This window comes from Micromonospora sp. NBC_00421 (assembly GCF_036017915.1).
GTDB lineage: Bacteria > Actinomycetota > Actinomycetes > Mycobacteriales > Micromonosporaceae > Micromonospora.
The window spans coordinates 631523-648146 of record NZ_CP107929.1 but is presented as its reverse complement, the minus strand read 5'-3'; the positions used below and the strand labels follow the sequence as shown (position 1 = coordinate 648146).

The window sequence follows — 16624 nt, the reverse complement described above, 5'->3', positions numbered from 1 at the left end:
GGTCTCCTCGGGTTCAGTCGTTCGGGTTGGTGCGTTCGGTGGCGTCGACCACGCCCAAGCCGTCGAGGATCGCCCGCACCCCGTCCAGGGTGGTCGGCTGCTGGTCGGCGAGCGCGGCGAAGAACGGGGCCATCTCCGTGTAGGCGGCGAACCCGTCATTGAACACCCGCACCTGAATCGCGGCCTGGTCGACGGCAGTGAACTGCTTGTGGACGACGGCGAACTCCCATGCGCAGCCACCGCCGTCTGCGGCTTTGGCGACCATCAGGGTGGGGAGGGGGTCGGCCTTACGTCGGGCGGGCCACCACCACGCCTCGTGGGCGACGGTGTACGTGAACGTGTAGCCGGGGCCGGCGTTGAGGCGGGTGGCGCTGGCGAGGTAGCCCTGCGGGTCGGCGAGGGCGGACAGGAGGGCTCGCCCGAACGACTTGGGCTGGCTGGTCACGGCTTCTCCTCGGGGTTGGGTCGGACCCGGACGGTGCGTGTCTCTTCCAGCTTCGGCTTGAACGTGGCGATGACGTTGGGGGTTTCCCTGCCGAGTGCCTGGGCGATGAACTTCCAGGGGCAGGCGGCGGCACGCAGGTCGGCGACAAGCTGGAGTTCTTCGGTGTCGATCGCCTGCCGTCGGGGGCGGATGGTGGCGAGCTGGGCTAGTAGGGCATCCCGGTCGGCCACTACTCCCCCTTCACGCGGGCGGTGTCCGCTTCGGCGGCCCGGTTGGCGAGGGAGCCGAGGTTGAGGTTCATCAGTGTCGTGTTAATTTCGTTGACGGCCTGCCCGACGATCCCGGCGTAGTGGGGGCGGCCAGGTGAGCCGTCTACGCGGGGCACGTCGTCGGCGAGTCGACGGATGGTGTCGGCGAGATCGGTCAGGCTGGCTGCGGTGTTGTGGAGTTGCCGGGTCAGGTGGTCGGCGGCGTACTGCTCGACGGTGGCGGGCTGGCCGGTCATGCCGGTCACTTCCCTTCGGCGACGCGCTGGGCGTTGGCCATGTCGGCGTCGGCCTGTGGGGTTCCCTGGCCGTTGACGAGGACGTACACGGCTGCTTCCTCCCGGAGGCTGCCCATTTGACCCTCGGCGACGGCAAGCTGAATCCGCTCCCCCGTCATCCGACGGCCGAGGTCGGTCAGCCCACTGGCGCGTACGTACGGGCCGTCTGGGGTGTCTTCCGTGTGCAGCACTTCTTCGGCGGGCAGCCACGACGCGGGGATGGCCAGTTCGTTGTTGAACCATGCGGAGAGGCAGAGGAGGCGCTGTTTGCCGTCCACCACCACGTAAGAGGCGATGCCGTTGGCGTTGTGCCGGTCGTAGTTGTCGGTGTCAGTCCACCAGTCGCCGTGTCGGTCGTTGATGATGATCGACTGCACGGGGGTCCCGGAGAGCAGGGAACGCATGAGGGCGACCCGCTGGTCTTCGGTCCAGACTGAGCCGCGCTGGTATGGCGGGTTGATGTCGATCTCGCCGGCTTCGATCTGCTTGACGAGCCAGCGAGCCTGGCGGCGGAAGGTGTCGATGGGGAGGCGCTGGAGCGGGGTGCTGGTCTGCCGGGTCATGACTCACTCTTCCTTGCCGGTGATGGCCTGCCGTGCGGCGTGGACGGCCTGCTCGATCTGGTCGAGGGCGGCCAGCACGTCGGTCGCGGAGGTTCGCTCGTTCTTGTTCCTGCCGGCCAGGACTTCGACGAGCCTGGCCACGTCGGCGAACTGTGCGCGGGCGAGGGTGTCGACAACCTGCGGATCAGTGATGGGCCGTAGTTCGGTGCTGTAGCCCGCCAGGGAGCGCTTCTCGCCGATCTGGGCGCACCGCATGTTGTAGCGGTTGCCGTTGTCGAGAACGATCTGCGTCTTGGTGATGCGCGCAATCTTCGCGGTGGAGACGCGGGGGTCGTAGTAGCTGTTGTAGTACTCGGCGACTGTTGCGCCTTCGTGGATCCAGTCGGCGGCGCTCATGGGTCACGCCTCCTTGGTGTTGTGGTCGGCGAGCAGCTTCTCTCCGTCGGCGGTCAGTTCCCACACCTCGGGGGCGAGGATTGACGGGCTGGTGCGGCGTCCTGGTCGGATCAGTCGGGGGGTGGCGTTGGCGAGGTCGGTACAGATGCGGGTGACGTTCTTCGTGGTGTATTCGTCGACCTTCCACGTGTCGTGGTCCTTCCTGTCGCCAGTCCAGCTTCGGTGGTGCTTGACGTGGCCGGCGGCGATGGCGTGGAGGACGGCGAGGCGGGTGGGGGTGGGGGTGGGGGTGAGTTTCATGGCTGGCACCTCTCTGCGTTGATATGGCAAGCATAGCAAGATATGGAAGCCATATCAACCCGGTTTGAGTGTCCACACGAAAGAAGCCCACCACCCGAAAGCAGCAGGCCCCTCACGCAACCACCAACAACCCAGGCCAGCGGCGGTAAAACACCCCATCCATGCCGACACTGAACCGCCCCCGCCACGGCCTCCGGTCGTCCGGGTCCAACCCCGACTTGTCGATCACCTCGTAGTCCTTGCGGGACGTCCACCCGGTCTCACCCCGGTCATCCACCACCGACCCGCAGCACGGTGTCTTCCACATCGAGCAGTCCGCGTACCGGGCTGTCACCTCCACCCGACCGATGTCGTACACGCCGTTGTGGCAGCGGTTGCAGGAAACGGGCTTGAACATGGCGGCGACGGCACCATTCGTGAGGCGCATGTCAGGTGTCCTTTCCGGTGATGACGGCGAGTGCCAGGTCGGTCGGGTCAGCCACGGCGGTTCCTCCTGATCTGCGCGAGCCGGTCCACCAGTTCATCCACAGCCGCGCACACCTCGTCCTCATGGGCGGGGCTGCCGTGCGGGTCCAGCCACGGCAAGCCGTCGACCCGAAACCACTCCAACACTTCGTGAACAGCCTCGTTGACCGCGTACCCGAAGTACCGGTCCACCCATTCGGCTTCGGTGCGCCCGGTGACGGCTAGGTCGCGTCCGTCGTACCAGCCGCCGTCCTGCCCGTCTTTGCCGCCGTAGGCGCAGGGGATGGTGGGGCCGTCCAATGCGCCGGGCTGCACACGGCGGAGCTGGGTTCGCGCGTAGGTGAGCCGGAAGTCGACGCGTGCTGCGGCGGCCAGGGCGGCGGGTTCGATGTCGTCGTCAACCACGGTCGACCTCCCCGTTCAGCGCCCGCTGGCATGCCTCGGCAACCTCAGTCAGGCCGGCGTCCATGGCGATGGCATAGCAGGCGTCGACCACATACCGGCGGGCACGTTCGGCGGTCTGCGGGTCGGGTTCGGTGGCCCACGACCCGTTCTCCACCACCCCGAGGATCGCTTCCCCTGCGTCGTGCAGCTTCTTGTTGGCGACGGCCAGGCGGGCGTCTTTGTGCTTGTCGACCTGCTGGAGTGCGGCACGTACGGCGTATAGCATGCCGGTGGTGTCGGCGCTGCCCCGCAGCCATGCGTCCAGGGCGGCACGCTCGGGTGCGGTCAGGTGGTCGTTGTCGGGGGTGAACCGGTCACCGTTGATGGTGCCGATACGTCGAGCCTGACCGCCCTTGTCGACGACAGCCACCGGGTGCCCCGGCAGCAGGCTGAACGGGCACACCAGCACGGTCTGCTCGTCGAGCCGCCCGGCGGCAGTGAGGGCATCCACCCCTGCACCCTTGGCCTGGATGAGACCCATGCCATCGCTGGGCCAGTCGGGGAAACCTCGGGCGCGCAGCATGTGCACGGCGAACGTCTTGTTGGGTGCGGCGACGATCCAGGTGCCGTGGTTGTCTGCCACGTTGAGGCCGAGTGCGTCGCGGATGGACTGGTTGATGCGACCTTTGGGGTGGCCGATCGTGAATACCTTCACCGGTTTTGCTCCTTGCGTGTGTGGCTGTTGTGGGGTGTCAACGCTGCGTCAAGCGGCCTACTTCCGGCGGGCCGGGCTACGGCTCCTCCACCACCTGCGCGCCGTCGTCGAGTAGGTGCGCCATCCGCTCATCCCCGTACTCGCTGCCCTGCTCGGTGGTCCACGGGAACGGGTCGCGCCGGGATTCGGTGGCCTTCCGGTAGTGGGTGCCGTTGGTGTCCTCGATGACGGTGCCGACGGCCATGAGGGCGGTGCGGTGTGGGCAAGGCATGATCACTGCTCCTTGGTGGTGTCGATGACTGCCGCCCACTGGGCGAGGTTGCCGGTCCGCTGCTGTTCCCACCCGTCGACCGGCTGCCAGCCGTGTTCGGCGAGCATCCGCCCTGCGGTGTCGGTGGGCGTTTCCCCGTCCACGACGGTGCCGTGGAGGGTGTCGAAGGTGAAGCCTCGGTGGGACAGGCGCAGGTTCAGCCCCATGGGGGTGACGGTCAGGGTTGCGGTGCCGTCCATGTCACTGCCCCTTACGGCTCGATGTTGTAGTCGATGCACAGGACGGCGGCGCACAGGTGATCGGTGATGTCCGCCGGACTCATGCCCGGGTAGGTGTCTCGCATCTTCATGGCCGCACTGCCGTCGGCCTCGCGGAGGTATCGCATGGCGGCGGTCAGCCGTTCGTGGTTGAGGTGGTAGGCGCTGGTGGTGGTGAGGATGCGGACGGCGGCGAAGTGCCGCTCAACGGTCGGAACGGTCATGGCTGCTCCTCAGGCGGCTTTCGGCTTGCGCCGGTTGTCGTAGGCGGGCCCCTCAGCGGGGCCACGAAACGCGTCCGCGTGCCGGGCTGCCGTGTCCGGGTCGAATCCGGCGGCGAGCCACGGTCCGACCTCGGAGGGCAGGAATCCCCGGTTCGCCCAGTGGGCGGCCTGGTCGGAGGTGAGGCCGAGTGCGGCGTAGTCGTGGCCGTGGTCGCGAAACTGTGCGGCGAGCTGGCGGAAGGCGGCTTCGTCGAACATCTGGTGCTCCTCGGGTCGGTCTGGGCGGTGTGGGGTTGTGGTGCCTCCGGCCGCATTCGATGCGGCACCCTCACGGCAAGATGCAGAGGCTGAGCGGGTCAGACCAGCAGCGAAGCGATCCGCTGTAGCTTGTCCTCCACCTGCTCGGTGGTCAGGTTGACCGCCGCCCCGCCCCGGCCGGCGTCGTCCGGGTCGTCGGACAACACCTCGAACCGGAACGGGCGGGACGGGTCGTTGATGACGGAGGCGGTGTGCCCGTTGGGAAACTCGAACACCCAGCCGATGTCGGAGGGCTTGCGGTAGCGGGTCAGCTCGGTCATGTCGGGTTCTCCTCTGCTGCGAGCGGTTGGCGGGTTGGGTCAGTCGGCGTGGGCGAGGGCGGTCACCTGCACCAGGCAGGTCGGGCACAGCATCACCGGCAGCATCGCGGCCGTGTCGTGGCGGCCGTCGGCGGTGAGGTGCGGGTCGGGCACGATGCTGCCGGGCTCACCGCAACTGCACACGTCAACCGCGCCCGCCGCCACCAGCTCGTACCGGTCGGGGTTGTCGCGGTAGACGGCACCACCACCGAGGTTCGTCCACCGGGGGTAGGCGAACGGCACGTACAGGTCGCCGTCGTCGTTGCGGGTGGGTGGGGTGACGGCGGTGAGGATGAGCCCGGCGTGCACGTTGCGGCCGGTGGTGGGCCACGCACGGAAGCGGGTGCCGGGGGTGACGGTGGCGAAGAACAGGTCGGCGGGGATCGTGTCCATGACGGGTTCTCCTCGCTGCTGGTCAGCGGTTGATCTGGGCAACGTCGATGTCGACGTGGGCAAACGCTTCCCTCACCGCGTCAGCGACACCAGCCCGGTTGGCACCGCTGGTCACAGAGACCGTGACTGGCCCACCCGCCGGGTCGTCCACCTGAACGGCGACGTTCCGAACTCCGAGGTTCAGAGCAGCAATGTTGATGCGGTCCTCGCGGCTCCACAGCGGGTTCACTGACATTCGGGTTCTCCTCTGCTGGGGTGATGAGGTCAGGCGCTCAGTTGTCGTCGTCGTCGTACAGGTCGAGGTAGATGGCCTCGGCCAGATTGCGCGCACCCATCGTGTGGTTCGGGTTCACCCGGCGGATGATGTCGGCGACCACCCCGCCGCAGCCGGGGCAGCCGCAGTTGTCGTCGTTGAGGTGGGCGGCGATGGCTGCGCCGAGGATGTTCGGGTCGGTGTCGTTGCTGTGGCGGCGGATGACTGCGGCAATGCTGTGAATGGCGGCGCGGTCGGGGCCGGTCAGGGTGGACACGTCGGTGCTCCTGTCAGTTGAAGTAGTCGGGGTCGGTTTCCATGCGGCGGCCTTCGGCGATCAGCCGGCCCCGGAACGCCCTCTGCTCGTGGCTGGCCTCGTGTGGGCCTTGGTGGATGGTGGCGGCTTCTTGGGCGACCGCGTATTCGGCGAGCCCGTACCACACTCCGGCGTCACCTCCGGCCGCCCAGTAGAGGGCGATGTCGGCCCCGTTTTCGGCGTCGCAGTCGTAGTCGAATGCGGCGCACTGGTCGCCGTCGCACTGCGGGATGTGCACGATGAGGGTTTCGATGATGGTGGTGTTGGTGGGGCGGGCGCGGAATTCGAGGATGCCGGTGGGGGTGCTGTACAGGTAGCGGACACTGTCGACGGTGTGGCGGGTTTCCTGCATGACGGCCTCCTCGGTAAGTGGCTATCCATATAGTAGCCCACCCGTGGATTAGTGGCAAGCCACATGGCAGACTGAGGCCATGACAAACACCAACAGCGACCGCCACCGCAACAAGCCCATGGGCATACGCCCCGACGACGACCTACAAGAACGCACCAAGAAGACCCTCGAAGCGAACGACTGGACCATGACCGAGTTCGTGTCCGCGTGCATGGAACTGGTCAACCAGAACCCCAGCGCCATGCTGAAGCGCCTCGCCTCGTTCAAGCCACCACGCGTTCGAGGTCGGCCACCCAAGGCGAAGGGCTAAGACGTCGCCTCGGCGGGCTGGCAGGCCGGACACCTCTCCCCCACCCACCCGTCACCCACCGCCAACGCCAGCACATCCGCCCCCGTAACCCCATGCAGCGGGGCCAACGTCTGCGGATCCGCCAACCACCGCCCACAGCCCTCGCACAACAACTGCACGCACGGAAGGTCGGCCCGCCTCAACGTTGGCGGGCCGACCGTCACCGCACCGGCCTGCATCTCGTCACCCCAGATGGCAGCGGCCAGACGAACAGCCCGATCGAAGTCCCTGCCGCACCCCAACCAGTCGCCCTCCATCTCGATCAGCCAGCACGGCTCCAGCGCGGGCATGAACGGCATGGTGGACCTCCTAACGGCGTCGGGCGTGTTCGGGGCAGCCAGCAGCACACACCCCGGTCGTCTGGTCGGTGAGGCAGGCGGGGCACACGGTGTCGACCGGCTGCGGCGGTGGTACCGGCCGGCGGGTGGCGCGGGGGCGACCGTGCGTGGCCACCCCCGCGCTCATGCTGCCTGCGGTCACCGCTGCCCGTCCTGGTTGGTGCGGGCCGCGTTGCGCTGCTCGGCCAGGCGTTGCGCCTCCGCCATCGTCGCCAAGCGGGCAGCCCGGTTCCGGTCGATGCGCTGCTGCCTGTAGTGCTCGTTCTGGCCGGTCACTGCTGGCTCCGCCGTGCAGCACCCTCGGCGATGTTGTGCCTGTAGTTCTGCGCGGTCTGGTAGGTGGCGGTGGGGTCGGTGTACGGCTTGGCCTCGTCGCGGGCGGCCTGCCCGATCTTCGGGTCGTACTGCGGGGGCTTAGGCTTGGTCATGGTCGGCTCCTTCGGGGGTTGGCTGGTCCTCTGGTTGGGGATCTGGCGGGGTGCGGTGCTTTCTGAGGGCTGCCGCACCCCGCCGCCATTCACTTGCCGCGCTTCGGCGGGTTGAGGGTTTGGTCGACGGCGGTGTGCCGCTTGGTCGGGGACAGGTCGCCGGTGGCGCGGATCGTCTGACCGACCTGCTGGGCGCTGCTGCTGCTGTTTGACATGAGGGCCTCCTGCTGGGTTGGTGTTGGGATGGTCAGTGCTGCTATTCGCCGCGCAGCTCGCGTGCCCGCTGCCGCAGCTCGGCGATGGTCGTGTAGGTGTCGGCCCGCTCCGCCTTGGTGATTCCGGGGCGGCATGCGAGCCCGTCGGCGCGGGCGTCCAGTTCGGCGGCACCGGCAAGGTTGTTCTGCAGGCCGGCGATGGTGCGCAGGGTTTCGGGCAGGTCAGACGACATGTGCGCTCCTACAGGGTTGGGTGGTCCGCCGGTTGTGGCGGCACCGCGTGCGCCCGAGTGATGGGTCGGGCACCACGGGACCGGCACAGTCACAGCAGCCAGGAAACCCCCACCACAGCCCCCACCACCGCACCAGCGCAGATGCCCACCCCGGACAGGAGAACCGCCAGCCGCAGCCGCCCGTACTTGCGGCGCACCGCCCACGACGTGCCCGCCAACCGGGTTGCCTGCTGCCGGTGGTCTTCCACCACCGCGCCGATCACCTCATCCGGGTCGGAGGCGCGGGCGTATGCCATGAACCCCCACGTGCCGGACAGGTCGGGTGCGAATGCGGTCAGGGCGGTGAGTGTGGACGCCACCAGTGGGGCGAGTGTGCCGGCGGCGACGGCGGTGACCGCCCAGCCGGGGGCTTGGGTGAGTGCGGCCCCGGCGACGCCGATGGTGGCGAGGTTGAGGGCGAGGAGGACGCTGACTTTCGTGTCGATGCGTTGGTGGTGGGCGTCGGTGCGTTCGCATGCCTGGTCGAGTAGTGCGCCCGTGTCGACGTTCACCGGTCCGCCCTCAGCAGGACGGTGATGGGGATGACCGCGCGCAGCGTCCACAGGAACTGCTGCCGGACGGTCATACGGTCGGGGTCACCGTCCACGGTCAACCAACGGTGGTGGCGCTGGCGGGGGTTCACGGCTGAACCCCGAACGTCTTGTGCCACGCCTCCCGCTGCCATCCGTCGCGGCTCTCGAAGCTCCGGGTGCCGTCGCTGTACCGCTTCCCGTCGACCATGGCGGCGGTGCGTGCCAGGTTGGCGTGCAGGTGGGCGCGCATCAGCATCCGGTACCGGTGCTCGTCTGACGGGTCGGCGAGGTCGTCCCAGTGGGGTTGCTCGGCGAGGTCGGCGAGGCGCAGCGCCTCTGCCACGTGTTCGGGGCCGGTCATCGGCCTCTGGTCGGGGCCGGTCACCGGCGGGCCTTCTTCGCGGCCTGGTCCCAGCCGAACCGGGCGTGGTGCATCTCGTTGTTGGCCTCCCCGGCGACGCTGTTGACGACGTTCTCTGCCAGCCGGTACGGGTTGCCGGTGCTGCCGGCGGTGGCGCTCTTGGTGATGCTGGTGCCGTTGATGGTCACGGTGATCGTGACCTCGACGTTGTTGGCGTCCATCGTGGTGTCCTCCGACGGGGTTGGGGCTGGCCGCTGCGGCGACCCCGCCGGGCTGGGAAAGCTGGGTCCAACCCGACAGGCACGGCGCAGGGTCAGAAGGCGAGCCCCATCAGGGAGGCGCGGATGGCGGCCTGCTCGACGTTGCGGCGGGCCGGGCGTCGGGCCGGACGGAACGTGATGCCCGTGTCGGTGTCCGCCTCGATGGCGATGGTGGTGCGGGTGGCGCGGGCGAGACGACGGGAGGTCGACTTGGCGAACATGGGATGCTCCTAAAGCGGGACGAAAAGGATGTCGGAAGGTGTGGTGGCCCCGCCCCCTCGACGGGGCCACCGGGTGTGAAGTGCGGTCAGCGCCTGCTGTTGCCGCGCTTGTCGGTGCTGCTGGTCGTGGCTGCCGTCGGCCAGTCGGTCACGTTCTCGAAAACCTCAATGACCTGGTTGTCGCGGCGCTTCTGCGGCTCCCGCCGGTCGTCGAGGTGCACCACCCGGCCGGTCATCGGATGCTGGCCTTCGTGGTGGGCCGCTGCGCCGTGTACCGCTCGTTGACCGGGGCACCCGAAATGTGGGCCCGGTCGAACACGCGGGCAGCGGGTTGGAGTGCGGCGGCCTGCGCCACCATCTCCGTGCGGGCGTACCTGCTGGGCCCGGTCACGACTTCACCGCCGGGGTGCTGTACCGGCCGTCACGCACCTCAACCGCCGTCGCCGACCGGTACCGGTCCGGGTTGCCGTGCCGCAGCACCGCCTCCCCCAACGTCGTCAACTCCACCGGACGTGGACCCAGCTCCCCGTCGGGGGCGACCCGGAACGCGAGGCTTCGAGCGATGGCCACCACCACCCGCAGCCGCACCTCCGGCAGCGCGGGCACCTCGATGTGGTCGGGAAGGAAGATGCTGCCGAACTGATCGGCAGCCACACCGCCCTCATTGATCAGTGCCAGCACCGAACCGTCGAATAGGGCGCTCATCACAACACCTGCCGGCGGCCGGCGTTGATGCGGTTCTTCAGACCCTCGGCCTGCATCAACGCCCGCGTGAACTCGGCAACCGACCCGAACGTGCTGTCAGCGCCGGAGACGATGATCCCGGCCAGCCCTTCGGTGATGCTGCCGTCGGCGTGGTGGGTGACGGTCTGCGTGACCTGCACCTTCCAGCAGGCGACTTCCAGCCAGTCGGAGCCGGACCAGACTCGGGAGAAGTGGTCGACGACACCGGGGTCGGGCATGCGGTCCTCGACGCACCAGTCGGGGCAGGGGGCGGTGTAGGCGTCGAGCAGGGCGGGTGCGGTCATCGGACACCTCCGGCGGGGGCGGCACGACGGACGGGGGACGGAACCTGCTCGCACCACACCCGGACCTGCCAGTAGATGACGTCGGACACGGCAACCGTGTGCAGGTGCGGGTCGAAGGCGGCCGGCAGCCCGTCGAGGGTGCAGGTGAAGGTGGGCCACAGGGCGTTGTGGGGCAGCGTGACGGTGATGGTGAAGGTGCGGCCGTCGAGGGTGGGCCAGCTGGCGGTGGTGGTGCACTGCCCGTCGCAGCCGATGATGCGGGTGCACCAGCGGGGGTGCATGTCACCGCCGTGGAAGATGTGGTGGCTGCGGAGGCCGGCGAAGGTGAGGGTGCTCATCGGGCCACCGCCTTGACCGCGTTGTGGCCCTGCTTGTTCAACTCCAGGGACACGATGCGCTTGCGGGTGCCCTCGAAGTGCAGGGTGCCCAGACCGCGCCCGGCGAGCGCACGAAGGGTGGCCCGGACAACCCGGGTGTCGGGGTAGACGATCCCGTTGACGTGCGCGTTGAGTGCCCGCTGCATGGGGACGCTGAGCGGCTTGTGCTCGACACCGCTGCGGGAGCGGGTGATCTGCGGCTGCTGGCCGGCGGGCACCGTGTCGGTGAGGTTGCGGCGCACCTGCTCGGCCAGCTCGGCGACCTTGGCGGTGTCGGCGGGCGACTCCAGGTGGTCGAGCAGGGCGTTGATGTGCTCGATGCGGGTGCGGGACTCGGCGTCCCGGCGGGCCTGCACCTCGTGCAACTCCCGCACCAGGGCGTCGGTCAACGCCTCACGGATGCCGGCCGGGCTGACACCCTGCTCGCCGCCGGTCTTGATGATGCGGTGGGCGAGGTTGCCGGTGTCCGCGTCGCCGACGGTGAACGAGAGTTCGGCGTAGCGGTGGCTGCCGGTGGCGGCGTACGTGTTGATGGCGAACCCGCCGTCGACGGGCAGGGACAGGACGACCGTGTACTGGCCGTAGGTGCGAGCGTAGTGCTCGCCGGGCTCGGTGACCGGCTCGGTGCGTGCAGAAGTAGTCTGCTGCATGGTTCGACTCCTGGTTGCTCAGGTTGTCGGGCTAGGTACCGGGGCGTTGGAGCGCCCCGTGTTACTGGCGGCCCTCGGGGGCGACGTTGGAGCGTCGTTTTCCGGGGGCCGTTCCTCTTGGTGCTGGGATCACTGTAGCTACGGCGATAGCTACGGCGCAAGAGATGCCGGGCATGTCGTTCAAGATTCTTGTAGCTACACCCCCGGTGTGCGTAAGATGATCCCTGTAGCTACAGTGAGGGGGTGACAATGACCAAGACGACGACCGCGAACAGCACGCCGACCAGGCCGATCCGGGTACCACTCGACCTCTGGGACGAGTTCGGCGACGTGTCCAAGCAGCTCGGCTCCAACCGCACCGCTCTGATCCTGGAGTTCATGCGCTGGATGGCACGCCGACCCGGTTCCAAGCTGCCGAAACGCCCCGACGTGCCGCCGGCCGCTAGTTCTGCCTGACCCAAAGAGACGGCCCCAGCCCGGTGTCCTACCACCGAGCCAGGGCCTGTGACCAGCGAGCCTGCTTCCCCAGCTAAGAGAGAACGGACCTGACCAGCCGATGCCGAAGATACGCGACTTCCCGACCCGTACAGGCGTACGGGTGCCGCAGCGCGGCCACCTCTGGGATAGGCCATCGGATAGCCCATGCCATAGCCATTTCCCAGGGGAAACGCTGTGGTGAGCCGCCTCCACGCCCCCGACGACGAAGACAAGCCGTTCATCGCTCGATGGAACGTGCTCGTCCGGGTGCTGCTGCTCGACCCCTCCGTCAAAGCCGTCGCCCGATCCGCGATCGACTTCGCCGACTTCGACGACGGGTCAAGCTGCCACCCCAGCAACAAGCGCATCGAACGGGAGACAGGGCTCAGCGACCGGACGGTCCGCACCGCGTGGCAGGTGCTGCGCGGCCTCGGCATGGCTGAGCGGGTCGCCTACGGCTCGCCTCACCGGCGACTGGCGGACGAGTACCAGTTGGTGATTCCCGACAACTGGCAGAGCCTGCCGATCTACGGGCCGCATGTGCAGGACTTCCACTGCCTGTACTGCGAGAAGCAGTTCACCCCGCAGGGCAACTGCACCGTCAAGGTCGACGGCGGTAGCGAGGTGGTGTCGTTCCGGGTGCAGTTGATGGCGTTCTGCCCTCCACCGAGGGCGAAGAAGGGCCGTGACGAGCCGTACTGCCTCGACATGTGGAACGACAGCCAAGCCGAGCAGGGGCAGCCACGGTGGGGGCAGCTCGGCGGCAAGGTGTGGGCCGGGTTCCGCAGGGCGAGGGGGGACGACTGGTGACCTCGGTAGTCGCGGAGATGGCGGAAGTGAGTTCCGGTGCCGGTACTGAGTTCCGGGGGTACCGGAAGTGAGTTCCGGCAATGGCGGAAGTGAGTTCCGCAGATACCGGAAGTCAGTGCCGCCCATCACTCATGTGATCACTCATCCTCAACACTCATAAGACCTCTCCCCTTCGCTACCGCGAAGGGCGGTGCGATCGAACGGAGACTCGATGACCAACGCGAACTTCCCCAACGCGGACCCCACCCTGATCGAAGGCGGCCCCCTGCGACCGAGCACTCAGGTGGGCAGTGGTGTTGGCGAAGTGGCGAACATCCCCCAGCATGTAGCCGAGCGCTGGCTGATCGGTGCCATGCTTCGGTCACGCCTCGCCATAACCCGAGCGTCATGGATCGTGGACGCATCAACCTTCTCGCCCATGCACGGGCCGATCGCCAACCTAATCTTCGTGCTCAACGCCCAACGCCGGCTTGTGACGCCCGAGTCTGTGGCAGACGCTCTTGCCTCGTCCGGCAAGCTCACCGCAGACAACGGCGTGGAGTATCTACGCGAACTGGTAGCCAAGGCTCCCAAGCTCATCAACCCGGGAAGCCAGATAGACGAGTGGGCGACTTGCCTTGCCGACAAGGCGTTCGCCAGGCAGATGCAGGCAGGTGCCGAGATGCTCCTTCGAGAGTGCCTGCTGGGGAACCGGCAGCGGATCGCCGCCACCTTTGCTCACATCCACGCGTGTATGAGCGAGAACCTTGGCATTGACCACCGAGCCGACTGGACCTTCATCAAGGCACGAGATCAGGGTTCCACGGTGACGGCCCTGTACCGCTGGTTCGACGCTGACGGCACGCTTCTGTACATCGGGATCACGAACGACCCGCACGTTCGCCAGTCGGCTCACGCGAAGAAGTCTTCCTGGGCAGACTTCGCGGTTCGCGGCACCATCGAGCGGTTCCCGTCTCGCCAGGAGGCAGAGGCGGCAGAGAAGGCCGCGATCGAGGCGGAGCGGCCCCTTTTCAACCACATCTACAACGACACCACCGAAGCCCGCGCCCGCCTGGTGGCCTACCTGATCGAGCATGGCCGCATGGACCTGCTCGCCCCCGCCGTGTCCCGAGGCTGACCCCCAACCCCGAAGGAGAACAGCATGACCGACCCGACCAACACCGATGACCGCTGGCACCTCAACCGGATCAAAACCGAGCGGGGCTTCACGATTCTCCCCGACATCCCCTCGCAGTACGGCGGGTGGATTTCCGTATCGGAGTCGTCGGCAGCTTCCGGCCCGCACGTGTGGGTTCGCGCCACCGCCCCGGCCGACCTGAACGCGCCGAACGGGCCGATGGTGGAGGCCCCGTTGCACCTGACCGCTGACAACGCTCGACGGCTGGCCGAGCAGTTGCTGTTGACGGTGGACGAGCACTACCGGGCCGACGGCACCGATGATGAGGCGTTCATGCCGGTGCGCCCCGGTGATGTGCTCGCCGCCGGCCTCAACGACGGACGCTGCCCCGTCGGTGTCGTCACCGCCGTCGACGATGACACGTTCCGCCTCGACCTGTACTCGTGGCCGCTGGGTTCGTTCACCGCCGGCACCATGATTGTCCGCCACGACCAGGTGCGCGAGTTCTCCCCGCTGGCCGTGCAACGCGCCGACGGTGTGTTCGACATGGACCCGCTGGCCGCATTCCAAACCGCATGGAAGGACGCGAACCGATGAGCGATCCCGCCGAGACGACTACCGCCGCGCCGCGCCTCACCCCCGCCCAAACCACCACCCTCCGCGCCGCAGCCGACGGCCACCTGTGGCAAACCTCCGTCGGCACCATCTTCCAGGCCACCAACCGGCGCACCGGGAAAACCGTCAACCACAAGACCATCGACCGGTTGCGCGGCTTGGGGTACATCCGCGCCGGCCAAGGCGACGGGGTGCACCGGCGGTGGGAGATCACCGACACCGGGCGTTCCGCCCTCGACCAGCACTGACCCCCAACCACCCACGGAGGAACCCATGACCGACCTCAAGCCCACCCCGACCGTCGACAGCCGCTGGCGGCGTCGTGACGGCACCATCGACACCATCACCAAACTGTCCGTCATCCACGACCGGCCGAACGTCCACTACCACAGCACCCGCCCCGACAGTGACTGGTGGGGTGTGGGGGTGTGCGACACCGACCGGTTTACCGCGACCCGAACCCAGCTCGACGCCGACAACACCTGACCCCCTCGAAGGAGATCATCATGGGAACCTCAACCGACGCGATCCTCACCTACGGCTACAACCTCGGCAACGACGACGAATGGAAGCTTGAAGGGGCCGGCGAGTACGGCGGCTACGACTTCACCGCACACGACTGGTACAGCGAAGACGGTGGCACGGACCTGGTCGAGTCGATCGAAACCAAGCTTCTCGCCGCCCACGGTTTCACCGAAACCGACTGGCAGGTTGACGGCTTCTACCAGAGGCAGACCGAGGCGAAGGCCGCCATGGGTGTGGAGGTTGTGACGCACTGCTCCGGCGACTACCCGATGTACGTGCTCGCCGCGAAGAAGATCACCGCCAGCCGGGGCGACTGTGAGGTGGTCGATTTCGACGCCCTCACCCGGGAGACGGTCGAGGGCGGCTATGACGAGAAGTTGCGGGCCGCGTTGACGGCGTTGGGGCTGACGCCAACGCAGGATCGGGCGCGGTGGCTGCTGTGCTCGTACTGGGGCTGAACCCGCGACACCCCCGCCGCTGACCCCCAACCACCCACGGAGGAGCGCGTCATGTTGACCGAAGCGAAGCAAACCCTCGGATTCGCCGCCCTGACCATCGCCGCCTTCACCTCGACCATCGCCCTGGACCCGTCCAGCCCATTCGGGATGATCGCCGCCACCGGTGCAGGTGTCACCCTCGGCCTCACATTCCTGACCGGCCACCACTGGGTGCAGGAACGGCACTGGCGGCGTGTCGCAGCCGCCGCACTGCGTGGCACTGACCTCAACAGCACCCGACCGGAGGTGACCCGATGACCGACACCGACAGCCTCGGCGACCGCATGAAGTCGTACGAGCGCGCCACCCGCACCCTGCTGCCCCGCCGCACCTACACCATCCTGCGGGCCGACGGACGCGCCTTCCACACCTACCTGCGCGGCGCGGCCAAACCGTACGACCAGCAGTTCATGGCCGACATGGACGCCGTCGCCGAAGCCCTCTGCCACGAAATCAGCGGGGCCGTGTTCGCCTACACCCAATCCGACGAGATCAGCCTGCTGCTGTGCGACTTCACCACCCCCGGCACCCAACCGTGGTTCGGTGGTGTCGCCGCCAAAATGGTGTCCATCAGCGCGGCTGTCGCCACCGCCACCCTCAACGCCCGCCGCCCCGGCCGCACCGCCCTGTTCGACTCCCGGGTGTTCACCATCGCCGACCCCCGCGAAGTCGCCAACTACTTCATCTGGCGGCAACGCGACTGTGTCCGCAACAGCATCACCATGGCCGCGCAAGCCCAGTTCCCGCACAAGCTGCTGCACGGGATGAACACCGGGCAGATGCAGGAGCTGCTGTGGTCCGAGTGTGGCATCAACTGGAATGACTACCCGGACGGCTGCAAGCGCGGCCGGGTGGTGGTGAAAGCCTCGGGTGAGCGGGAGGTGACGTTCACGCACAAGCGCACCCAGCAGCCGGAGACGGTGCGGGCGTTGCGGTCATGGTGGGAGGTGACGCCGGCACCGCACTTCACCGGGGAGGCTGGCGGTTTCCTGGCCGGAGTGGTCCCGGTGATGGCCGGTTTGAGTGCGGTGGCGGCATGACCCTCACCGCTACGAG

At 67.8% G+C, this 16624-nt stretch carries 44 protein-coding genes; 10 read left to right on the top strand and 34 right to left on the bottom strand.

Annotated elements, in window-relative coordinates:
- Nucleotides 1-13: 13 nt before the first annotated feature.
- The 18 genes from OHQ87_RS03095 to OHQ87_RS03010 all read right to left on the bottom strand — a co-directional run bounded on the left by OHQ87_RS03095 (nucleotide 14) and on the right by OHQ87_RS03010 (nucleotide 6495).
- Nucleotides 14-445, bottom strand: a complete 432-nt coding sequence (locus tag OHQ87_RS03095) for a hypothetical protein (RefSeq protein ID WP_328344728.1) — start codon at nucleotides 443-445, stop codon at nucleotides 14-16.
- The gene (locus tag OHQ87_RS03090) at nucleotides 442-675 is read right to left on the bottom strand and encodes a hypothetical protein (protein WP_328344726.1); all 234 of its coding nucleotides are present in this window, start codon (nucleotides 673-675) and stop codon (nucleotides 442-444) included. Before OHQ87_RS03090 ends, OHQ87_RS03095 begins: the two co-directional genes overlap by 4 nt.
- Nucleotides 675-950 (bottom strand): hypothetical protein, encoded by a 276-nt coding sequence (locus tag OHQ87_RS03085; RefSeq protein WP_328344724.1) that lies wholly within the window; start codon nucleotides 948-950, stop codon nucleotides 675-677. The genes OHQ87_RS03090 and OHQ87_RS03085 overlap by 1 nt, the downstream gene beginning before the upstream one ends.
- Nucleotides 951-955: 5 nt before the next feature.
- Nucleotides 956-1552 carry a DUF262 domain-containing protein gene (locus OHQ87_RS03080; RefSeq protein ID WP_328344722.1) on the bottom strand — a complete coding sequence of 199 codons (597 nt, stop codon included), beginning with the start codon at nucleotides 1550-1552 and terminating at the stop codon, nucleotides 956-958.
- 3 nt (nucleotides 1553-1555) lie between these two features.
- The gene (locus OHQ87_RS03075; protein WP_328344720.1) at nucleotides 1556-1948 is read right to left on the bottom strand and encodes a hypothetical protein; all 393 of its coding nucleotides are present in this window, start codon (nucleotides 1946-1948) and stop codon (nucleotides 1556-1558) included.
- A gap of 3 nt (nucleotides 1949-1951) precedes the next feature.
- Nucleotides 1952-2248, bottom strand: a complete 297-nt coding sequence (locus OHQ87_RS03070) for a hypothetical protein (protein WP_328344719.1) — start codon at nucleotides 2246-2248, stop codon at nucleotides 1952-1954.
- 112 nt (nucleotides 2249-2360) lie between these two features.
- On the bottom strand, nucleotides 2361-2675 hold the full coding sequence (locus OHQ87_RS03065; protein WP_328344718.1) for a hypothetical protein: 315 nt from the start codon (nucleotides 2673-2675) through the stop codon (nucleotides 2361-2363).
- 47 nt (nucleotides 2676-2722) lie between these two features.
- Nucleotides 2723-3118: a hypothetical protein gene (locus OHQ87_RS03060; RefSeq protein WP_328344716.1), complete on the bottom strand. Its 396-nt coding sequence runs from the start codon at nucleotides 3116-3118 to the stop codon at nucleotides 2723-2725.
- Complete coding sequence (locus OHQ87_RS03055; protein ID WP_328344714.1) at nucleotides 3111-3812, bottom strand: hypothetical protein; 702 nt, start codon at nucleotides 3810-3812, stop codon at nucleotides 3111-3113. The genes OHQ87_RS03060 and OHQ87_RS03055 overlap by 8 nt, the downstream gene beginning before the upstream one ends.
- Before the next feature lie 76 nt (nucleotides 3813-3888).
- Complete coding sequence (locus OHQ87_RS03050) at nucleotides 3889-4083, bottom strand: hypothetical protein (RefSeq protein WP_328344712.1); 195 nt, start codon at nucleotides 4081-4083, stop codon at nucleotides 3889-3891.
- Nucleotides 4084-4085: 2 nt separating this feature from the next.
- A complete protein-coding gene (locus OHQ87_RS03045; RefSeq protein WP_328344710.1) occupies nucleotides 4086-4322 on the bottom strand; it encodes a hypothetical protein in 237 nt (78 codons plus the stop codon).
- An 11-nt stretch (nucleotides 4323-4333) separates the two neighbouring features.
- Entirely contained in the window at nucleotides 4334-4564 is a 231-nt protein-coding gene (locus OHQ87_RS03040; protein WP_328344708.1) for a hypothetical protein, read from the bottom strand.
- A 9-nt stretch (nucleotides 4565-4573) separates the two neighbouring features.
- Nucleotides 4574-4822, bottom strand: coding sequence for a hypothetical protein (locus tag OHQ87_RS03035; RefSeq protein ID WP_328344706.1), 249 nt, complete (start codon nucleotides 4820-4822; stop codon nucleotides 4574-4576).
- 98 nt (nucleotides 4823-4920) lie between these two features.
- Nucleotides 4921-5142 carry a hypothetical protein gene (locus OHQ87_RS03030; RefSeq protein ID WP_328344704.1) on the bottom strand — a complete coding sequence of 74 codons (222 nt, stop codon included), beginning with the start codon at nucleotides 5140-5142 and terminating at the stop codon, nucleotides 4921-4923.
- 39 nt (nucleotides 5143-5181) lie between these two features.
- A complete protein-coding gene (locus OHQ87_RS03025) occupies nucleotides 5182-5574 on the bottom strand; it encodes a hypothetical protein (protein WP_328344702.1) in 393 nt (130 codons plus the stop codon).
- Between the two features lie 22 nt (nucleotides 5575-5596).
- On the bottom strand, nucleotides 5597-5809 hold the full coding sequence (locus tag OHQ87_RS03020; RefSeq protein ID WP_328344700.1) for a hypothetical protein: 213 nt from the start codon (nucleotides 5807-5809) through the stop codon (nucleotides 5597-5599).
- A 37-nt stretch (nucleotides 5810-5846) separates the two neighbouring features.
- Nucleotides 5847-6104 (bottom strand): hypothetical protein, encoded by a 258-nt coding sequence (locus tag OHQ87_RS03015; protein WP_328344698.1) that lies wholly within the window; start codon nucleotides 6102-6104, stop codon nucleotides 5847-5849.
- A 13-nt stretch (nucleotides 6105-6117) separates the two neighbouring features.
- On the bottom strand, nucleotides 6118-6495 hold the full coding sequence (locus OHQ87_RS03010) for a hypothetical protein (protein ID WP_328344696.1): 378 nt from the start codon (nucleotides 6493-6495) through the stop codon (nucleotides 6118-6120).
- 79 nt (nucleotides 6496-6574) lie between these two features.
- Here OHQ87_RS03010 and OHQ87_RS03005 point away from each other — a divergent pair, with 79 nt between their 5' ends.
- Nucleotides 6575-6805, top strand: coding sequence for a hypothetical protein (locus OHQ87_RS03005; RefSeq protein ID WP_328344694.1), 231 nt, complete (start codon nucleotides 6575-6577; stop codon nucleotides 6803-6805).
- On the opposite strand, the gene OHQ87_RS03000 is transcribed toward OHQ87_RS03005, so the two are convergent.
- The 16 genes from OHQ87_RS03000 to OHQ87_RS02925 form a co-directional block, all read right to left on the bottom strand.
- Nucleotides 6802-7143 carry a hypothetical protein gene (locus OHQ87_RS03000; protein ID WP_328344692.1) on the bottom strand — a complete coding sequence of 114 codons (342 nt, stop codon included), beginning with the start codon at nucleotides 7141-7143 and terminating at the stop codon, nucleotides 6802-6804. The two genes, OHQ87_RS03005 and OHQ87_RS03000, sit on opposite strands and share 4 nt — an antisense overlap.
- Before the next feature lie 177 nt (nucleotides 7144-7320).
- Entirely contained in the window at nucleotides 7321-7458 is a 138-nt protein-coding gene (locus tag OHQ87_RS02995; protein WP_328344690.1) for a hypothetical protein, read from the bottom strand.
- Nucleotides 7455-7610 carry a hypothetical protein gene (locus OHQ87_RS02990; RefSeq protein ID WP_328344688.1) on the bottom strand — a complete coding sequence of 52 codons (156 nt, stop codon included), beginning with the start codon at nucleotides 7608-7610 and terminating at the stop codon, nucleotides 7455-7457. Before OHQ87_RS02990 ends, OHQ87_RS02995 begins: the two co-directional genes overlap by 4 nt.
- Before the next feature lie 89 nt (nucleotides 7611-7699).
- Complete coding sequence (locus OHQ87_RS02985) at nucleotides 7700-7825, bottom strand: hypothetical protein (RefSeq protein ID WP_328344686.1); 126 nt, start codon at nucleotides 7823-7825, stop codon at nucleotides 7700-7702.
- A gap of 41 nt (nucleotides 7826-7866) precedes the next feature.
- Nucleotides 7867-8058, bottom strand: a complete 192-nt coding sequence (locus tag OHQ87_RS02980) for a hypothetical protein (RefSeq protein ID WP_328344684.1) — start codon at nucleotides 8056-8058, stop codon at nucleotides 7867-7869.
- Nucleotides 8059-8147: 89 nt separating this feature from the next.
- Nucleotides 8148-8609: a hypothetical protein gene (locus tag OHQ87_RS02975; protein ID WP_328344682.1), complete on the bottom strand. Its 462-nt coding sequence runs from the start codon at nucleotides 8607-8609 to the stop codon at nucleotides 8148-8150.
- On the bottom strand, nucleotides 8606-8740 hold the full coding sequence (locus OHQ87_RS02970; protein WP_328344681.1) for a hypothetical protein: 135 nt from the start codon (nucleotides 8738-8740) through the stop codon (nucleotides 8606-8608). The genes OHQ87_RS02975 and OHQ87_RS02970 overlap by 4 nt, the downstream gene beginning before the upstream one ends.
- Nucleotides 8737-8991 (bottom strand): hypothetical protein, encoded by a 255-nt coding sequence (locus OHQ87_RS02965; protein WP_328344679.1) that lies wholly within the window; start codon nucleotides 8989-8991, stop codon nucleotides 8737-8739. Before OHQ87_RS02965 ends, OHQ87_RS02970 begins: the two co-directional genes overlap by 4 nt.
- A 20-nt stretch (nucleotides 8992-9011) precedes the next feature.
- On the bottom strand, nucleotides 9012-9212 hold the full coding sequence (locus OHQ87_RS02960) for a hypothetical protein (protein WP_328344677.1): 201 nt from the start codon (nucleotides 9210-9212) through the stop codon (nucleotides 9012-9014).
- A 92-nt stretch (nucleotides 9213-9304) separates the two neighbouring features.
- The gene (locus tag OHQ87_RS02955; RefSeq protein WP_328344675.1) at nucleotides 9305-9472 is read right to left on the bottom strand and encodes a hypothetical protein; all 168 of its coding nucleotides are present in this window, start codon (nucleotides 9470-9472) and stop codon (nucleotides 9305-9307) included.
- An 86-nt stretch (nucleotides 9473-9558) separates the two neighbouring features.
- On the bottom strand, nucleotides 9559-9708 hold the full coding sequence (locus tag OHQ87_RS02950) for a hypothetical protein (protein ID WP_328344673.1): 150 nt from the start codon (nucleotides 9706-9708) through the stop codon (nucleotides 9559-9561).
- On the bottom strand, nucleotides 9705-9863 hold the full coding sequence (locus OHQ87_RS02945; RefSeq protein WP_328344671.1) for a hypothetical protein: 159 nt from the start codon (nucleotides 9861-9863) through the stop codon (nucleotides 9705-9707). The genes OHQ87_RS02950 and OHQ87_RS02945 overlap by 4 nt, the downstream gene beginning before the upstream one ends.
- Nucleotides 9860-10177: a hypothetical protein gene (locus OHQ87_RS02940; protein ID WP_328344669.1), complete on the bottom strand. Its 318-nt coding sequence runs from the start codon at nucleotides 10175-10177 to the stop codon at nucleotides 9860-9862. The genes OHQ87_RS02945 and OHQ87_RS02940 overlap by 4 nt, the downstream gene beginning before the upstream one ends.
- Nucleotides 10177-10500, bottom strand: coding sequence for a hypothetical protein (locus tag OHQ87_RS02935; RefSeq protein WP_328344667.1), 324 nt, complete (start codon nucleotides 10498-10500; stop codon nucleotides 10177-10179). Before OHQ87_RS02935 ends, OHQ87_RS02940 begins: the two co-directional genes overlap by 1 nt.
- Entirely contained in the window at nucleotides 10497-10838 is a 342-nt protein-coding gene (locus tag OHQ87_RS02930; RefSeq protein ID WP_328344665.1) for a hypothetical protein, read from the bottom strand. Before OHQ87_RS02930 ends, OHQ87_RS02935 begins: the two co-directional genes overlap by 4 nt.
- Nucleotides 10835-11527, bottom strand: coding sequence for a hypothetical protein (locus OHQ87_RS02925; protein WP_328344663.1), 693 nt, complete (start codon nucleotides 11525-11527; stop codon nucleotides 10835-10837). Before OHQ87_RS02925 ends, OHQ87_RS02930 begins: the two co-directional genes overlap by 4 nt.
- Nucleotides 11528-11770: 243 nt before the next feature.
- On the opposite strand from OHQ87_RS02925, the gene OHQ87_RS02920 reads away from it, so the two are divergent.
- From OHQ87_RS02920 to OHQ87_RS02880, 9 genes are all read left to right on the top strand, one after another.
- Entirely contained in the window at nucleotides 11771-11983 is a 213-nt protein-coding gene (locus OHQ87_RS02920) for a hypothetical protein (RefSeq protein ID WP_328344661.1), read from the top strand.
- A 219-nt stretch (nucleotides 11984-12202) separates the two neighbouring features.
- A complete protein-coding gene (locus tag OHQ87_RS02915; RefSeq protein ID WP_328344659.1) occupies nucleotides 12203-12814 on the top strand; it encodes a helix-turn-helix domain-containing protein in 612 nt (203 codons plus the stop codon).
- A gap of 211 nt (nucleotides 12815-13025) precedes the next feature.
- Nucleotides 13026-13931 (top strand): DnaB-like helicase N-terminal domain-containing protein, encoded by a 906-nt coding sequence (locus OHQ87_RS02910; RefSeq protein ID WP_328344658.1) that lies wholly within the window; start codon nucleotides 13026-13028, stop codon nucleotides 13929-13931.
- Between the two features lie 24 nt (nucleotides 13932-13955).
- On the top strand, nucleotides 13956-14528 hold the full coding sequence (locus OHQ87_RS02905) for a hypothetical protein (protein WP_328344656.1): 573 nt from the start codon (nucleotides 13956-13958) through the stop codon (nucleotides 14526-14528).
- Nucleotides 14525-14794, top strand: coding sequence for a hypothetical protein (locus OHQ87_RS02900; protein WP_328344655.1), 270 nt, complete (start codon nucleotides 14525-14527; stop codon nucleotides 14792-14794). Before OHQ87_RS02905 ends, OHQ87_RS02900 begins: the two co-directional genes overlap by 4 nt.
- A gap of 25 nt (nucleotides 14795-14819) precedes the next feature.
- A complete protein-coding gene (locus tag OHQ87_RS02895) occupies nucleotides 14820-15032 on the top strand; it encodes a hypothetical protein (protein ID WP_328344654.1) in 213 nt (70 codons plus the stop codon).
- Nucleotides 15033-15052: 20 nt separating this feature from the next.
- Nucleotides 15053-15529: a hypothetical protein gene (locus OHQ87_RS02890; protein WP_328344653.1), complete on the top strand. Its 477-nt coding sequence runs from the start codon at nucleotides 15053-15055 to the stop codon at nucleotides 15527-15529.
- A gap of 51 nt (nucleotides 15530-15580) precedes the next feature.
- Nucleotides 15581-15826: a hypothetical protein gene (locus tag OHQ87_RS02885; RefSeq protein WP_328344652.1), complete on the top strand. Its 246-nt coding sequence runs from the start codon at nucleotides 15581-15583 to the stop codon at nucleotides 15824-15826.
- Nucleotides 15823-16608, top strand: coding sequence for a tRNA(His) guanylyltransferase Thg1 family protein (locus tag OHQ87_RS02880; RefSeq protein ID WP_328344650.1), 786 nt, complete (start codon nucleotides 15823-15825; stop codon nucleotides 16606-16608). The genes OHQ87_RS02885 and OHQ87_RS02880 overlap by 4 nt, the downstream gene beginning before the upstream one ends.
- Nucleotides 16609-16624 lie beyond the last annotated feature (16 nt).

Excerpts from the sequence above, each read along its gene's own strand:
- OHQ87_RS02925 (WP_328344663.1), bottom strand. The coding sequence starts at position 11,527 with ATGCAGCAGACTACTTCTGCACGCACCGAGCCGGTCACCGAGCCCGGC.
- OHQ87_RS02895 (WP_328344654.1), top strand. The coding sequence starts at position 14,820 with ATGACCGACCTCAAGCCCACCCCGACCGTCGACAGCCGCTGGCGGCGT.
- OHQ87_RS03005 (WP_328344694.1), top strand. The coding sequence starts at position 6,575 with ATGACAAACACCAACAGCGACCGCCACCGCAACAAGCCCATGGGCATA.
- OHQ87_RS02960 (WP_328344677.1), bottom strand. The coding sequence starts at position 9,212 with ATGGACGCCAACAACGTCGAGGTCACGATCACCGTGACCATCAACGGC.
- OHQ87_RS03025 (WP_328344702.1), bottom strand. The coding sequence starts at position 5,574 with ATGGACACGATCCCCGCCGACCTGTTCTTCGCCACCGTCACCCCCGGC.
- OHQ87_RS03030 (WP_328344704.1), bottom strand. The coding sequence starts at position 5,142 with ATGACCGAGCTGACCCGCTACCGCAAGCCCTCCGACATCGGCTGGGTG.
- OHQ87_RS03000 (WP_328344692.1), bottom strand. The coding sequence starts at position 7,143 with ATGCCGTTCATGCCCGCGCTGGAGCCGTGCTGGCTGATCGAGATGGAG.
- OHQ87_RS03040 (WP_328344708.1), bottom strand. The coding sequence starts at position 4,564 with ATGACCGTTCCGACCGTTGAGCGGCACTTCGCCGCCGTCCGCATCCTC.
- OHQ87_RS02930 (WP_328344665.1), bottom strand. The coding sequence starts at position 10,838 with ATGAGCACCCTCACCTTCGCCGGCCTCCGCAGCCACCACATCTTCCAC.
- OHQ87_RS02940 (WP_328344669.1), bottom strand. The coding sequence starts at position 10,177 with ATGAGCGCCCTATTCGACGGTTCGGTGCTGGCACTGATCAATGAGGGC.
- OHQ87_RS03045 (WP_328344710.1), bottom strand. The coding sequence starts at position 4,322 with ATGGACGGCACCGCAACCCTGACCGTCACCCCCATGGGGCTGAACCTG.
- OHQ87_RS03080 (WP_328344722.1), bottom strand. The coding sequence starts at position 1,552 with ATGACCCGGCAGACCAGCACCCCGCTCCAGCGCCTCCCCATCGACACC.
- OHQ87_RS02980 (WP_328344684.1), bottom strand. The coding sequence starts at position 8,058 with ATGTCGTCTGACCTGCCCGAAACCCTGCGCACCATCGCCGGCCTGCAG.
- OHQ87_RS02990 (WP_328344688.1), bottom strand. The coding sequence starts at position 7,610 with ATGACCAAGCCTAAGCCCCCGCAGTACGACCCGAAGATCGGGCAGGCC.
- OHQ87_RS02910 (WP_328344658.1), top strand. The coding sequence starts at position 13,026 with ATGACCAACGCGAACTTCCCCAACGCGGACCCCACCCTGATCGAAGGC.
- OHQ87_RS03035 (WP_328344706.1), bottom strand. The coding sequence starts at position 4,822 with ATGTTCGACGAAGCCGCCTTCCGCCAGCTCGCCGCACAGTTTCGCGAC.
- OHQ87_RS03075 (WP_328344720.1), bottom strand. The coding sequence starts at position 1,948 with ATGAGCGCCGCCGACTGGATCCACGAAGGCGCAACAGTCGCCGAGTAC.
- OHQ87_RS02890 (WP_328344653.1), top strand. The coding sequence starts at position 15,053 with ATGGGAACCTCAACCGACGCGATCCTCACCTACGGCTACAACCTCGGC.
- OHQ87_RS03010 (WP_328344696.1), bottom strand. The coding sequence starts at position 6,495 with ATGCAGGAAACCCGCCACACCGTCGACAGTGTCCGCTACCTGTACAGC.
- OHQ87_RS03085 (WP_328344724.1), bottom strand. The coding sequence starts at position 950 with ATGACCGGCCAGCCCGCCACCGTCGAGCAGTACGCCGCCGACCACCTG.
- OHQ87_RS03050 (WP_328344712.1), bottom strand. The coding sequence starts at position 4,083 with ATGCCTTGCCCACACCGCACCGCCCTCATGGCCGTCGGCACCGTCATC.
- OHQ87_RS02950 (WP_328344673.1), bottom strand. The coding sequence starts at position 9,708 with ATGACCGGCCGGGTGGTGCACCTCGACGACCGGCGGGAGCCGCAGAAG.
- OHQ87_RS03070 (WP_328344719.1), bottom strand. The coding sequence starts at position 2,248 with ATGAAACTCACCCCCACCCCCACCCCCACCCGCCTCGCCGTCCTCCAC.
- OHQ87_RS02905 (WP_328344656.1), top strand. The coding sequence starts at position 13,956 with ATGACCGACCCGACCAACACCGATGACCGCTGGCACCTCAACCGGATC.
- OHQ87_RS02900 (WP_328344655.1), top strand. The coding sequence starts at position 14,525 with ATGAGCGATCCCGCCGAGACGACTACCGCCGCGCCGCGCCTCACCCCC.
- OHQ87_RS03065 (WP_328344718.1), bottom strand. The coding sequence starts at position 2,675 with ATGCGCCTCACGAATGGTGCCGTCGCCGCCATGTTCAAGCCCGTTTCC.
- OHQ87_RS02885 (WP_328344652.1), top strand. The coding sequence starts at position 15,581 with ATGTTGACCGAAGCGAAGCAAACCCTCGGATTCGCCGCCCTGACCATC.
- OHQ87_RS02935 (WP_328344667.1), bottom strand. The coding sequence starts at position 10,500 with ATGACCGCACCCGCCCTGCTCGACGCCTACACCGCCCCCTGCCCCGAC.
- OHQ87_RS02965 (WP_328344679.1), bottom strand. The coding sequence starts at position 8,991 with ATGACCGGCCCCGAACACGTGGCAGAGGCGCTGCGCCTCGCCGACCTC.
- OHQ87_RS02985 (WP_328344686.1), bottom strand. The coding sequence starts at position 7,825 with ATGTCAAACAGCAGCAGCAGCGCCCAGCAGGTCGGTCAGACGATCCGC.
- OHQ87_RS02955 (WP_328344675.1), bottom strand. The coding sequence starts at position 9,472 with ATGTTCGCCAAGTCGACCTCCCGTCGTCTCGCCCGCGCCACCCGCACC.
- OHQ87_RS03020 (WP_328344700.1), bottom strand. The coding sequence starts at position 5,809 with ATGTCAGTGAACCCGCTGTGGAGCCGCGAGGACCGCATCAACATTGCT.
- OHQ87_RS02880 (WP_328344650.1), top strand. The coding sequence starts at position 15,823 with ATGACCGACACCGACAGCCTCGGCGACCGCATGAAGTCGTACGAGCGC.